Origin of the sequence: Paenibacillus sp. FSL W8-0426 (assembly GCF_037969725.1) — a bacterium.
Lineage (GTDB): Bacteria > Bacillota > Bacilli > Paenibacillales > Paenibacillaceae > Paenibacillus > Paenibacillus hubeiensis.
On record NZ_CP150203.1, the window covers coordinates 475,061 to 489,071 of the forward strand.

At 52.2% G+C, this 14,011-nt stretch carries 14 protein-coding genes; all 14 read left to right on the plus strand.

Translation table 11 applies throughout. From position 1 onward, the window contains the following. The first annotated feature begins 16 nt into the window (after positions 1–16). The 14 genes from MKY59_RS02265 (at position 17) to MKY59_RS02330 (ending at position 13,960) form a co-directional block, all read left to right on the plus strand. On the plus strand, positions 17–1,120 hold the full coding sequence (locus tag MKY59_RS02265; protein ID WP_339275768.1) for an Ig-like domain-containing protein: 1,104 nt from the start codon (positions 17–19) through the stop codon (positions 1,118–1,120). A gap of 294 nt (positions 1,121–1,414) precedes the next feature. Beyond that, positions 1,415–1,723: a DUF2809 domain-containing protein gene (locus tag MKY59_RS02270; RefSeq protein ID WP_339275769.1), complete on the plus strand. Its 309-nt coding sequence runs from the start codon at positions 1,415–1,417 to the stop codon at positions 1,721–1,723. Between the two features lie 55 nt (positions 1,724–1,778). Then, positions 1,779–2,336, plus strand: a complete 558-nt coding sequence (locus tag MKY59_RS02275; protein WP_339275771.1) for a GNAT family N-acetyltransferase — start codon at positions 1,779–1,781, stop codon at positions 2,334–2,336. Positions 2,337–2,395: 59 nt separating this feature from the next. Further along, positions 2,396–2,731, plus strand: a complete 336-nt coding sequence (locus MKY59_RS02280; protein WP_236417639.1) for a DUF952 domain-containing protein — start codon at positions 2,396–2,398, stop codon at positions 2,729–2,731. Positions 2,732–2,811: 80 nt separating this feature from the next. Beyond that, positions 2,812–3,360: a DUF1572 family protein gene (locus MKY59_RS02285; RefSeq protein WP_339278308.1), complete on the plus strand. Its 549-nt coding sequence runs from the start codon at positions 2,812–2,814 to the stop codon at positions 3,358–3,360. 80 nt (positions 3,361–3,440) lie between these two features. Beyond that, complete coding sequence (locus tag MKY59_RS02290; protein ID WP_236417635.1) at positions 3,441–4,031, plus strand: histidine phosphatase family protein; 591 nt, start codon at positions 3,441–3,443, stop codon at positions 4,029–4,031. A 66-nt stretch (positions 4,032–4,097) separates the two neighbouring features. Beyond that, the gene (pxpB, locus tag MKY59_RS02295; protein ID WP_339275772.1) at positions 4,098–4,853 is read left to right on the plus strand and encodes a 5-oxoprolinase subunit PxpB; all 756 of its coding nucleotides are present in this window, start codon (positions 4,098–4,100) and stop codon (positions 4,851–4,853) included. Next, positions 4,850–5,878: a biotin-dependent carboxyltransferase family protein gene (locus tag MKY59_RS02300; RefSeq protein ID WP_236417625.1), complete on the plus strand. Its 1,029-nt coding sequence runs from the start codon at positions 4,850–4,852 to the stop codon at positions 5,876–5,878. Before pxpB ends, MKY59_RS02300 begins: the two co-directional genes overlap by 4 nt. Then, the gene (locus tag MKY59_RS02305) at positions 5,875–6,636 is read left to right on the plus strand and encodes a 5-oxoprolinase subunit PxpA (RefSeq protein ID WP_236417624.1); all 762 of its coding nucleotides are present in this window, start codon (positions 5,875–5,877) and stop codon (positions 6,634–6,636) included. The genes MKY59_RS02300 and MKY59_RS02305 overlap by 4 nt, the downstream gene beginning before the upstream one ends. Before the next feature lie 38 nt (positions 6,637–6,674). After that, positions 6,675–7,133 carry an NUDIX domain-containing protein gene (locus tag MKY59_RS02310; RefSeq protein ID WP_236417783.1) on the plus strand — a complete coding sequence of 153 codons (459 nt, stop codon included), beginning with the start codon at positions 6,675–6,677 and terminating at the stop codon, positions 7,131–7,133. 89 nt (positions 7,134–7,222) lie between these two features. Continuing rightward, on the plus strand, positions 7,223–7,639 hold the full coding sequence (locus MKY59_RS02315; RefSeq protein ID WP_236417621.1) for a pyridoxamine 5'-phosphate oxidase family protein: 417 nt from the start codon (positions 7,223–7,225) through the stop codon (positions 7,637–7,639). A gap of 508 nt (positions 7,640–8,147) precedes the next feature. Further along, positions 8,148–10,352 (plus strand): bifunctional 2',3'-cyclic-nucleotide 2'-phosphodiesterase/3'-nucleotidase, encoded by a 2,205-nt coding sequence (locus MKY59_RS02320; protein WP_236417778.1) that lies wholly within the window; start codon positions 8,148–8,150, stop codon positions 10,350–10,352. Positions 10,353–10,587: 235 nt separating this feature from the next. Then, complete coding sequence (locus MKY59_RS02325; protein ID WP_236417619.1) at positions 10,588–11,631, plus strand: EAL domain-containing protein; 1,044 nt, start codon at positions 10,588–10,590, stop codon at positions 11,629–11,631. Between the two features lie 235 nt (positions 11,632–11,866). Further along, positions 11,867–13,960 (plus strand): methyl-accepting chemotaxis protein, encoded by a 2,094-nt coding sequence (locus MKY59_RS02330; RefSeq protein ID WP_236417617.1) that lies wholly within the window; start codon positions 11,867–11,869, stop codon positions 13,958–13,960. Positions 13,961–14,011: the final 51 nt, after the last annotated feature.

Here is a 14,011-nt window from a genome sequence, read left to right on the forward strand (position 1 = left end):
GGAGATGAAGATGGGCATGAAAGGTTTAAGAGCAGGATTCAAGGCAACCCTAGCCTTGATCGTGGCGTGCGTTGCGCTGATTCCATCGCTGGCCATGGCGGCCGCAGGAGATATCACATCCATTAAAATTGTAAGTAATACGGATAAAATGAGCGTTTCCGAAACGGCCTCGTTGAAAGTGATGGCGGTGGTGGAAGGATTCGATAACGAGCAGGACGTCACGGCTGGCGTGACATGGTCGTCGAGCAATGCCAAAGTCGCTACCGTAACGAAAGGCAAGATCAAAGCCGTAGGTGCGGGAGAAGCGACCATCGTCGCCCAGGTGGATAACGAGAAAGCGCAGTTTGCCGTGCAGGTACAGGAGAAAATCAAAAAGATCAAGGCATCGCCGAGCTCTTATAATTTTGTCAAAGGCAAGGAGAGCGCATTGCCCAAAGTAACGATCGTGCGAACGAGCGGTAAAGAAGAGGACGTCACTTCCCAAATCGTCTGGACAGTTTCCAAGCCATCCGCCGTCGTGGAAAATGGGAAAATCAAAGGGGTGGAACCGGGACGCGTGCTGCTGCAAGGAAAATACGGCTCAACCACGGTCAAAGTCCCTGTAGCGATTACCGATATCATCGCCAAGGTGGAGGTTACGCCATCGGCCATCCAGATGAACATCAAGAAGTCCAAAGCTCTTAAGGTCATCGGTACCTATGAGAACGGCAAAACGGTGAACTTGTCGAAGCAAGTGACCTGGACATCGTCTAATCCCACTGTGGCCACGGTCAAAAATGGCACGGTCAAAACGCTGACAGAAGGCAAGGCCACATTGACGGGTGTGTACCAGAATCAGACCGTCAAAACGGAAGTGACCGTGGTGCCTCTGCTCAAAAAGCTGATCAGCAGCACCAAAAAGCTGGTCTTGTCTCCTCAGGGCACAGCAACGGTGAGCGTTATGGCCCAGTATGACACAGGAAAGACCGCCTTGGTAACGAGTGACGCGGTATGGAGCAGCAATAAGCCAAGCGTGGTCACGGTTTCGAATGGCAAAATCCAGGCCGTTGGCAAAGGCAAGGCTTCCGTGGTCGTCAAATGGAACAACAAAAAACTTACGATTCCGGTGACGGTAAAATAGCAAGCTTGGTTCTGGTTTTAGTGGTATAATGTTAAAAAATGGAATGTTGAAGGGCGCTGGCAACGCCCTTTTTTTGTATCCTTTTGTACGATGGGAGGAAGATACATGAAAGATGCATCGATCGTGGAATCGAACTCAAGCCTGGGGGAAATCGCATATGATACGGGTTGAAATACAATCATGACAATGCATAAGCAGAGGTGCGCCAGTAGTTTAAGAGGCGAACTGTTGTATTTGTCCGTGACATTGCTGGCGATGTCTGCCGGGTATGCCTCCAGGGCCTAAGGCGAGGTTTTGCCCGCATTTCTGCGAGAACATGCCGGGGATGCCTTATGGGCAGCTATGATTTATTTTGGAATCCGCCTAATATTCACGTCGTGGAGCAAGGGATGGTCAGCCTTTGCCGGATTGCTGTTCAGTTGGTTCATCGAATGCTCGCAGCTCATCCAGGTCCCGTGGTTGAACGAAATTCGTTCGACGACGCTAGGGGCACTTGTGTTGGGCCGGGGTTTTTTGGTCATGGATCTCATGCGTTACGCCGTGGGGATATTGGGAGTTTGGTTTGTAGATCGATATGTGTTAAAGGCCGAAACCGAGCGTTGAAAGAGATGCGGCAAGAGTGGTTCTTTTGAAACGGATTCGTCAGGAGGAAATGAACATGAATGTCGACAAATTATTTTCCGAATCGCCCGAATTCGAGACAGAACGTTTGCGGTTGAGACGTCTGACCTTGGAGGATGTGCCTGAATATTTTGCGTTTGCCTCCGATCCGCTCGTCAGCCAGCACAGCCTCTGGAACTGTCATGAGACCATAGATGATTCGGTCGGATATATTCGGCGGGTACTGGATCAATATGAACAGCAGACTGTGTACATTTGGGCCTTCATTTGGAAGGACACCGGGGAACTGATTGGGCGCGGGGGCGTATTCGACATGAACGAATCGATGCAGAGCGCCGAATTGGGATACGCGATATCGAGCAGGTACTGGAATATGGGCGTGGCCTCCGAAGCGATGCAGCCTGTTGTGAACTATTGCTTTCGCGAGCTGGGTTGCAACAGATTGGCAGGCAGGTGCAATGCGGGCAATATCGGTTCGGCCCGGGTGATGGAGAAACTCGGCATGTCGTATGAAGGTTTACTGCGCAAACAGTTGAAGATTAAAGGCGTGTTCACCGATCAGAAATTGTACGCACGCATCCGGGATGATCTATAATATTCGAAAGCGGATGCAAGACATCGAACGATTTTCGAATCATGGGGGGAGGGTCAAGTATGATATACAGCATTATTTCCCGCGCAGCGTGGGAAGAGGTGTCGAAAGCAGAAGTGTACGCACCGGAAAGCTTGCAAAAAGAGGGATTTATCCATTGCTCCACCAAAGAACAGATTCCGTGGGTGGCATCGCAGTATTATGCCGGGCGTACCGATCTGGTGCTGCTGGGCATTGACGAAAAAGCATTGAAGCCGGAATTGGTTTATGAGGACCTATACGACTTGAATGAACTGTTCCCGCATATATACGGGGAGCTGAACCTGGATGCCGTGCAGAAAGTGATTCCGTTCGGTCCGAACGAAGACGGGACGTTTGCATTTCCTGTATCGGAATAATTGGAAGATAAAGAATAGATGATGATGGCCTGATTTGACGAAAACATGGAGAGGATGCGGCGAGCGTGGATACGAACCGAATGTTTCTGGAGACGGCGGAAAAACAGTTTTTGTATTATAAACAGCTCGGCGAAAAAGCGATGGCCCAATTGGAGACAGAACAGCTCTTTCAGTCGTGGCATGAGGATACGAACAGCATCGGAGTCATTGTGAAGCATCTATGGGGAAACATGCTGTCCCGCTGGACAGACGTGCTGAATTCCGATGGCGAAAAGCCATGGCGCGAGCGCGACGCCGAGTTCGTCAACGACATATCCACGCGCGAAGAGCTGATGGACAAATGGGAGGAAGGGTGGCAGTGCCTTTTGTCCGCGCTTCGTGCCTTTACGGCCGAGGATTTGGAACGCATCATATATATTCGCAATGAAGGTCATACCGTCATGGAGGCCATTATCCGTCAACTCGCGCATTATCCCTATCATGTCGGGCAAATAGTCTATGCTGCCAAAATGATCAAGGAGACGCCTTGGGACAGCCTGTCCATCCCTAGAAACGCTTCTGCCGATTATAATGGCGGCAAATTCGCCAAACCAAAGACGCGACGGCATTTCACCGAGGATGAGCTATAGCTTGGGGCTGTGATTCGTCAATAACATCTGAAGATGATCATCCATCCGTTTCGGGTGGAGACAGAAAGGAAGGAAAAGGGATGACACATTTTGCATTGATTCGCCACGGAAGCACGGCATGGAACAAGGAGAAACGTTCTCAGGGCCAGACGGACAACCTGCTTGACGATGAAGGAAGAGAGCAGGCGAAATTGCTCGCCGAGCGGCTTAGCGGAGAACATTGGGATGCCATCTATGCCAGCGACCTGAAGCGCGCCAGTGAGACGGCCCGAATCATTGCGGAGCGTCTGGGCATTCAGGAGATTCATTTGGACGCGCGGCTGCGCGAAATGGGCGGCGGACAGGTGGAAGGCACGACGGAGGAAGAGCGCGTTGCAAAGTGGGGAGCGGATTGGAGCACCCTGGATTTGGGCAAAGAAGCACCCGAGGCCGGGACGGCAAGAGGCTCCGAAGTGTTGGAGGAAATATCGCGCGAGCATCCGGACGGGAAGGTATTGGTCGTTAGCCATGGAGCGATTTTACGCAATACGCTGCGCGGTCTCGTGCCCGATCTGGATGTAAGCGCCAAACTGTCCAACACTTCGATTACCCGAATCATGACGGGGCAAAGAGGTTGGCAATGCGAGCTGTACAATTGCAGCGCGCACCTGGTCCCGTCCAAGGACGAATAATCTACGGATGCAGTCGCACTGAGAGGACAATGGGAACTGTTGAGGAGTGGGTGAAGGAGGGCTCGCATGGCTGATCGGTCGTACATATGGACGAAGGAAACCTTATCTCCGCTTGGCGAGTCCGGCGTCGTGATTCGCTGCGGGGATATCATTTCCGAAGAAGTCCACCATCGGGTGATGTCTGTGTGTGCCTTGCTGGAGTCACAGGATGTCATGGGAATCGTTGACGTTGTTCCGTCTTTTAATGCAGTTACCTTGTTCTTTGATCCCGTAAAGGTTGCGGCGTCAGCGCAGCTGTTGGAGAGGACGGCGATGCTGCCCTATGAGGCCATCTGCGGCTGGTTGTTGGAGCAGTTATCGGGCTTATCGGAGAATCAAGGCGCGGCGCCGCCGTCTCGAATCGTGACGATTCCCGTCTGTTATGGCGGGGAGCTGGGTCCTGATTTGCAGCACGTCGCGAGCGTGAACGGGCTTGATGCCGATGAGGTTGTTTCGATCCATTCGGGGGCGGAATATTTGGTGCACATGATCGGTTTTGCACCGGGTTTCCCATACCTGGGCGGCTTGTCCGAGCGGATCGCCACACCGAGACGGGCGACGCCAAGACTTCGCGTCGAGGCCGGGACGGTGGGCATCGGCGGCAGTCAAACGGGAATCTATCCCGTGGCCACGCCCGGCGGATGGCAGTGTATTGGCAGGACGCCGCTTGCCTTGTTTGCGCCTGATCAATCCCCGCCCAGCTTGCTTGCAGCAGGGGACAGGGTCCGTTTTCAACCGATTACGCTTGAGGAATACCTTTCTCTGAAGGAGGGCTGTCCATGAGTATCGAGGTCATTCGTCCAGGAATGCTCTCCATCATTCAGGATGAGGGGCGAACCGGTTATCGAAAGTATGGCGTTCCGTCAGGTGGGGTGATGGATACCTTTGCTGCCCGGACAGCGAACATGCTTGTAGGCAACCCGCGTGAGGCTGCCGTGTTGGAAATGACGCTTAGCGGTCCAGAGCTCCGGTTTCGGGAAACCCGGCTCATTGCGTTGTGCGGTGCCGACATGTCCGCCATGGTAGACGGAAAGCCGGTGCCTCTCTGGCGTCCGGTTGTGATCCGGCAGGACAGCGTGCTGCGAATCGGGAGCTGCCGCTTGGGCATGCGCGGTTACATCGCTTTTGCTGGCGGCGTGGAAGTCCCACGGACGATGGGCAGCCGCAGCACCGATCTCAAGACAGGCTTCGGCGGTCTGGATGGACGCCCATTGCGTGCAGGCGACAGGCTGTTCACGAGAGAGGGGAGCGGGGCAGCTCATGCCTTGTTGCATGTTATGGCTAAACGCGCCAAAGAGCAGGGGGAAGGAATGGCCGCCCCTTCGTGGCGCCTCTCCGAGTATGAAATTCCTGGCTATCGCACCGATCCTGTTCTGCGGGTTATGCCTGGCAAAGATCATGGGGAATTCACGGAGGAAAGCTTGCATCAGTTCTATCGGGATCGGTACATGGTCACCTCGGAATCGGATCGGATGGGATATCGCCTTAAAGGAGCGGCGCTGGAGCTTGCCCGGAAGGCGGATCGCTTATCCGAAGCCGTCGCGTACGGCACGGTTCAGGTACCCCCGGATGGCCAGCCGATCGTGCTGATGGCCGATCATCAGACGGTTGGCGGTTATCCCGTCATCGCCCAGATCGCTCGTGTAGACCTGCCGCTGTTGGCACAGGCGAGGCCCGGTAACCGGGTTGCCTTTGCAAGGGTATCCCACGAGGAAGCGCAGCAGCTGCTTCTGCATCAGGAGAAAAGCATGCGGCAAGCGGAAATGTGGATACGGCGAAAAATGAGCGAAATGGGGAATGAACGATGAGTGCAGTCGACATCAACTGCGATCTTGGCGAAAGCTACGGCATTTATCGGATGGAATCGGATAAACACATCCTGCCTTGGATTACCTCGGCCAACATTGCTTGCGGTTTTCATGCCGGCGATCCGGCAACGATGCGAAGCACCGTAGAGCTGGCATTGGAGCATCAGGTTGCGATCGGGGCTCATCCGGGTCTGCCGGATCTTCAAGGTTTTGGCCGCAGGAGGATGGATGTTACGCCGCAGGAGACGTACGACATGATGGTCTATCAGATCGGCGCGCTGGATGCTTTCGTCCGCGCCCGGGGCGGTCGCATGCATCACGTCAAGCCGCATGGTGCTTTGTACAATATGGCCGCTGCGGACGTTACATTGGCGGAAGCCGTTGCCGAGGCGGTATATCGCGTGCAGCCGGAACTGTATTTGTACGGCCTGGCCGGCAGCGCGTTGATCGAGGCCGCGGACCGGATCGGCGTGCGCAGCGTAAGCGAGGTGTTCGCGGACCGAACCTACGAGGCGGACGGAACGCTGAGATCACGGCAGCTGCCCGGAGCGGTCATTCATCGGTCCGACGAGGCTTTGGCACAGGTGCTGCGCATGGTGACTGAAGGCAGCGTACTGGCAGTGGACGGGACGGTTGTGCCGATCAAAGCGCAAACGATTTGCATCCATGGCGACGGGCAGCAGGCTCTTGCTTTTGCCAAGGATATCCGAAATCTTCTTGAAGCCGAAGGGGTCACTTTGACAGCCATGAAACACTAACAAAGATCACAAGAAGTACAAAGGAGGGAAACGTGGAAATGAAACCGATACGCAATTCGGCCAAAGCGGTCATCATACAGAACGGGCGGCTTCTGGTTATTAAACTGGAGGACCAATACGGAACGGCATATGTTTTCCCCGGTGGCGGGCAGGAAAAGGGAGAAGAACTGAAGGATGCCGTTGCACGGGAATGCTTGGAGGAAATTGGCCAGGCCGTGACGGTAGGGGAATTGCTGCATATTCGCGAGTACATCGGCAAAAACCACGAATTTGCCGAGTGGGACGAGGACGTACATCAAGTCGAATTTTATTTCAAATGTCATCTGAATGACCCGGAAGCAAGCGAATTTGCGGGTTCCAATCCGGATGATCACCAAGTGGCGGTAGAATGGATACCCCTTGAGGACTTGCCGCAGGTAAGACTGTATCCGAAAACGATCGGCGAAATGCTTCTACGCCCTGAGCAGGCACGTATTTATTTGGGCGATTTGAACTAAACCTGCAGCGGATTCGCTCCCGGTGAGATGGGTACACTATAAGTATGTGAGATTTCCATCATATACACCATCCGGAAGGGAGCATGATCATGAACCGAAACGAATTGGAGCAGCAGATCATAGGCGCTTTGGAAAACAATCCGTATTGCAGTTTTTCCACCGTGGAGAACGGAAAACCGAAAGCGAGATACATGGCACTGTTTAATGATGGGTTGAACATCCATCTGGCTACGAATCGCCGTACCCATAAGGTAGAAGAGCTTGAGAACAATCCGAATGTCAGCTTGCTGCTGGGCTATGAAACGGGCGGTACCAAAGAAGTGGTCGAGATCGAAGGCACTTGCGAGGTTACCAAAAACGAACAGCTCCGTCAGGAGATTTGGAACGATGAGCTGAAGGCCTGGTTCGACGGACCGGATGATCCGAATTACGTGGTGCTGGATATTACGCCGCAGCGCATCGAATACACAGGCAAGGATCATGAACATCAAGTCTGGGAGCAATAATCAGAACCATATGCCTTCTAGGCAAGACAGCCGTGAGGTCTCGGACTTTGCGGCTTTTTTATGTTGTTTATGCCATTTTTGGGGAAGGGCATGAATCGATGTGAAGTAAATGTAATGTACGTATTTTACGTGTAATGTAAACTAATTTTAGGTAGAGTAATGACGTATAATGTCGAAAACACGCATGATTATGTAAACTTCCGAGGATATGTGCGGATAAAGTAAAAAATAATGCTTTTCAACCGCATCGCATTGCGTTATGATTTGGAATGTAAACGTCGCACTTCAGATATGAGCAGATATTCATGTGAGTTTAGCTGACCTGAATCACGAATTGCAGTGCCCCAGGAAGCAAAGCATCCCACAGCCATGAATTCTGTCCTTTTGGCGTCTGTTCGTTTGCCCATTAAACGAAGGTTTGATTCAATGTACATAACCGGGAGGGGTTATTTTGAAAAGGAACAAAAAAGTGTTATCGAGCCTGACTGCCGCTTTTGTTGCATTAAACGTGCTTGCGGTATTTCCGGTGCCCGTATCGGCTGCAGATGCGGCCAAAGTCAAACTGCGCATCATGGAGACGACGGACATTCACGTCAACTTGGCGAACTATGACTACTACTCTGATAAAGAGACAGACCAGTACGGATTGGCCAAAACGGCAACATTGATCAAAAAAGCGCGCGACGAGGCCAAAAACAGCCTGTTGTTCGACAACGGCGATTTGATTCAAGGCAATCCGCTTGGCGATTACGTCGCCAAAATCGATCCGCTCAAACAAGGGGAAACCCATCCAGTATACAAGGCGATGAACCTGCTCGACTACGATGCGGGCAACATCGGAAACCATGAATTCAACTATGGACTCGACTATCTCGACATGACGCTGGAGGGAGCCAATTTCCCTTATATCAATGCCAACGTATACGTTGATGACGGCGACGATGACGAGACGAACGACAAAAACTATTTCACCCCTTATCAGATTTTGGACAAGAAGGTGACCGATGAGAACGGCAAAGAGCATACGATCAAGGTAGGCGTGATCGGGTTCGTGCCGCCACAGGTCATGCAGTGGGACAGCGCAAATCTCGAAGGCAAAGTGATTGCCAAGGATATCGTGGCTACGGCCAAAAAATTCATTCCCGAAATGAAGGCGAAGGGTGCGGACATTATCGTTGCCATTCCGCACTCCGGATTCGAGGATATTCCCCAAACCGATCTGATGGAGAACTCGGTGCTGTACCTGAGCCAGGTGGAAGGCATTAATGCCATTCTGTTCGGACATGCCCATAAAGTATTCCCGAGCGCCGATTTTGCCGGCAAAAAAGGGGTGGATCTCGATAAAGGCACCATTAATGGCGTGCCATCCGTTGAGCCGGGATTCTGGGGCGACCATCTCGGGATCATCGATTTGGATCTGGAACAAGTCGACGGCAAATGGAAAGTCGTAGATTCCGCAACCGAGGCACGTCCGATTTATGATGCGGCGAACAAAAAACCGCTGGTGGAAGCGGACGAAAAAATTCTGGATGCCATCCATGACGAGCATGAGGGCACACTTGAATATATTCGCGGCCCGGTCGGCGAAACAACGGCTCCCATCAACAGTTACTTTGCTCTGGTGCAGGACGACCCTTCCATCCAGATCGTAACGAATGCTCAGAAATGGTATGTGGAGAAACATCTGCAAGGAACGGACTACGAGGATATTCCGGTTCTGTCCGCAGGAGCGCCATTCAAGGCAGGTGGACGTTCAGGCCCGGCTTATTATACCAACATTCCTGCGGGCACCATCGCCATCAAAAATGTGGCTGATCTGTACGTATATCCAAATACGGTACATGCCGTATTGATCAACGGCGCCGAGCTGAAAGAATGGTTGGAGTGGTCGGCAGGACAGTTCAACCAGATCGATCCGTCCAAAGGCGGACAGCAGCAGCTGATCAACATGGACTTCCCGACATACAACTTTGACGTGATTGACGGTGTAACCTATCAGATCGACGTGACGCAGCCTGCAAAATACGATAGCAAGGCAACGGTAATCAACGCATCCGCGAGCCGGATCAAAGACCTGAGCTTCAACGGCAAGCCGGTGGATCCTGACCAGAAGTTCATCGTGGCTACCAACAACTACCGCGCCTCTTCGTCCAAGCTTGCGAATCCGGACGGCAAACGCATCGTGCTGGCTGCCCCGGACGAGAACCGCCAAGTCATCATCGATTACATCCGCGAGAACAAAACGATTAACCCTACGGCGGACGGCAACTGGTCGCTTGCTCCGATCAAACCTGCTGCAAATGCAGCGGCTGCAGCAGCTGGCGATCTTGAAGTCGTATTTGCTTCTTCCCCGGATGCACAAGCATTGGTTGATGCCAACCCGGCCATGTCCTTCATTGGTACTAACGAGGACGGTTTTGCTGAATACGGGTTGAAACTGACAGGAGCGGCGCCTTCGACACCAGGTAACGAAACAGCCGGGCCAGCCCCAACGCCAACACCTGCTCCAGCACCTGCTCCGACGCCGACACCAAAGCCTGAGCCGGAGAAGCCTGCGAGCGGGAAAGTGGTCCATGTCGTGAAAAAAGGGGACAACCTGTATCGCATCGGCTTGAAGTACGGTGTGGATTGGCGCAAAATTGCAACAGCAAACAAAATCAAGAACGTACATGCGCTGAAAGTCGGGCAAAAGCTTGTCATCCCTGCTTCATAAACGGGAAAGCATTCGATGAAGATGGGCAGTCGTAGACTGCCCGTCTTTTTTGCGTCGGCTCCGAATATGAACATATGCGAGGTCATCAAAACGATAGAGATAATTTAGGAGACCCATGATATAATATTTACAAAGTTTGGATATCATTCTGTGGACCAATCCGACGTAGCGAACGCATCGACGAAAGGATGCAACATGACGATTTTGAACTCCAACAACGGCAAGGGGGGCTTACATGAATTGCAGCGGCTGCAGTCCAATACATCCGATTGAGGAACAAGGTATTTTGTATCTGCGTCCCAGATCCCCCGTTTTGCTTGAGGCTCTTCAAGCATTGGCAATGAAGGTTGTGCATTCAAACGATTTAATCCAGATGCAGTATACGAGTACGGAAGCGGTTAGAAACGTGTTAGGGAAAGTGGAGAGGGCAGACCTGTCTCTGCAAGCTTCAGTCGAGGTTCAAGTGACCCCGCTGCATATGCAAGCAGACCCGGACGGTTGGATTCGCCCACAAATGCTGGAATCCCGGATTCGGCATGCCGAGTTGGTCTCCATCATTTTGGGCAACCAATTCAGCAGTCATATGCAGCCCATCGTGGATGCCTCCGAACAGATTATCGGATTTGAGTTTTTGCTTCGTCCCGCCGAGAATGGTAAGCCATTTAATCCTTACGAATTATTCGAGGTGGCCCGGTATACTGGTTTGCAATCGTATCTTGACCGCAAGGCACGTACTACGGCCATAGAGACAAGCGCTGCATGTTTGCCGCACGGCGTTAAACGCTTTGTCAACTTCCTGCCCTCGTCGATATACCACCCTGCTTCCTGCCTGACCCACACGTTCAATGCGATTGAACGTCTTGAACTTGATCCGAGGGACTTTGTGTTTGAAATGGTGGAGACGGAACAGGTTCAGCATGTTTCCATGCTTCAATACATTTTTGATACCTATCGTTCCCACGGAATTTCGGTAGCTCTGGATGATGTGGGGGCGGGATTTTCGACGCTCGAACTGATGAATCGACTGGAACCGGATTTTGTCAAGATTGACCGCAGCTTGATCGACCATTGCGACATGGACAAGACCAGACAGCGGAAAATCGTCGATATTGTCGAGATGTCGCGGCGGTTTGGCGGCCGGGTGCTGGCCGAAGGCATTGAACGAATCGAAGAATTCGAGTATTGCCGATCTGTCGGAATTGAGCTTGCTCAAGGATACTATTTCGGCAAACCTTCATCGTGTCCTCCGGAAGGGCCATACCGACGAACAACGGCTTGAAATGGCAACTTTTTGGCTAAAAATAACCGGTCACTTCATTATTGCGAAGTGGCTTTTTCGCGTTGATGTATATCATGAATGTGCCCAAAGAATTAAGGGGATTTAACCGATATAATAGGTAGACCTATACATATATCGATCTTAATGGCTTCTAGCCATGGTCTGATATCGCAGGTCGATGGAGAGGGACTTACATAAATAGAGAAAAGTCATATTTAAGAGGGGGAGAGGCTTCATGGGTAATTCTCTTGGAAATGGACAGCAGCAAACTGCTGCAGTCGGAGCATCCAAACAGAAAAAGAAAACAAACAAAAAGAAAAAAGGCTCGTTCTGGAACATACGTACCAAGGTATTGCTTTCGTTCCTGATCGTACTGATTCTTCCCAGTCAGGCCGTTGGATTCATGACCTTGACGATTGCAGACCGCACTGTGGAAACGCAATTGATGGATAGTGCCAGGCAAAACGTGATTACCACCAATTCGATGATCGACGACCAGGTGAGCGCTAAGAAAAACGACATCAACTATTTTGCCGACACCGTTGGGGTTGAAATGGTCAAGGGCCAAGACGAGAGTCCTGAACTGACGGCCAGGCTGGAGCAATATTTGAAATTGCATCCGGAAACGCTGAATATTTTCGTGGGCACGAAAGATGGCGTCATGGTTCGCGGGAAAGAGACGACAGGCAGCGCGCAAGGGTCGGCATACGACCCGCGTGAGAGAGAATGGTACAAGCTTGCCATGGAAAAACAGGGGACAACAGTGATTTCACCCGTATCCAAAAATACGGATGGGGTTGCGGTGGTTTTCGTTTCAAGAACGCTTAAGGATCAATCCGGCGTCGTCGGTCTGTCTCTGAACTTGACGAACCTGCAGGAATTGGCATCGATGAAGATTGGAAAAGAAGGTTATATCATCATTCTGGATGGCGAGAAAAACTACATCGTATCTCCGGATGTGGAGGCGGGTTCCAAAGTGGAAGGGACGGAGCTGGACCCGCTGTATGCATCGGCAGACGGCAGCTTTGACTACACGCACAATGGTGACGATAAACATCTGGTCTTTTCGACAAACCCGGAAACCGGCTGGAAAATTGGCGGGACGATGTATAAAAGCGAAATCAATGATGCTAGCAAGGATATTCGCCTGGCAACACTCATTGTAGTTCTTGCGGCCACAGTGCTTGCATTGATCTTCATTATTTTGTTCACGCGTGCGCTGCTGCGGCCAATTAAACGCCTGCAGGAAACCGCGAGAGCGGTTAGCAAGGGTGATTTGACGGTGAAAATGGACACCGCGCGCAAAGACGAAATCGGTGATCTCGCAAAGTACTTCGAACGAATGGTGGATAACTTGCGCATGATGATATTGGGCGTACAGGAGACGGCTGAACAGGTATCGGCTTCTTCCCAGGAATTGTCGGCAAGCGCAGAACAAACCACTAAAGCGATCGAGCATTCCACGCTTGCCATCCAGGAGCTTGCGGAGGGTGCTGAGCAGCAGGTCAGACGAGTGGCAGACGGAACAACACAGATGGGCAGCATGGCCGAAGAAGTGCGGATCATGTCCGAGCATGTTCAATCCATCACGGAAAACATGAAAAACACGTCCGGAGCGGCTGCGGAGGGCAATGCGGCCGCAAGCCAGGCGATGCAGCAGATGAACAGCATTCAGGAAACGGTGGAGCAGCTGGCAGAGGTCGTTCAATCCTTGAATACCCGCTCCATCGAAATCGGCAGCATGGTCGATGTCATTGCGACCATCTCCAAACAAACGAACCTGCTGGCGCTGAATGCTTCCATCGAAGCAGCCAGAGCAGGAGATGCCGGGCGTGGGTTCGCCGTTGTGGCGGGCGAAGTAAGGAAGCTGGCGGAGGAATCCGGAAGCTCTGCAGCCCAGATCGGTGAGCTCGTAAACAACATCCGTCTCGATATGGACGCAGCTCTCAAGGCGATGGAGGCAGCGCAGAATCGGGTCGGAGATGGCATTGAGGCAGTGAATGCTTCCGGTCAGTCCTTTGCGCAAATTCGCGAAGCCGTGGTGGAAGCAGCCCATACGCTGGATGGCTTATCCGGGCAAACGCAGCAGCTGGAGGCAGGAGCGGCTGACGTCGCCAAAGCTATGAAGGATATATCGGGCATTACGCAAGAAGCGGCTGCAAATACGGAATCCGTATCGGCTTCCTCCGAGGAACAGCTTGCTTCGGTGGAGGAGATTGCGTCATCCTCGGCTCATTTGAACAGTATGGCGGAACAACTGCAAGGTCTGCTCGGCATGTTCAAGATGGTAGAAGATGCACCGAAGAGCGAGAATCCTACGAAAAAATAATGGACATCTGCCCCTGTCGCCCTGTATAAATAGATCGTTGGGCAATGCTTA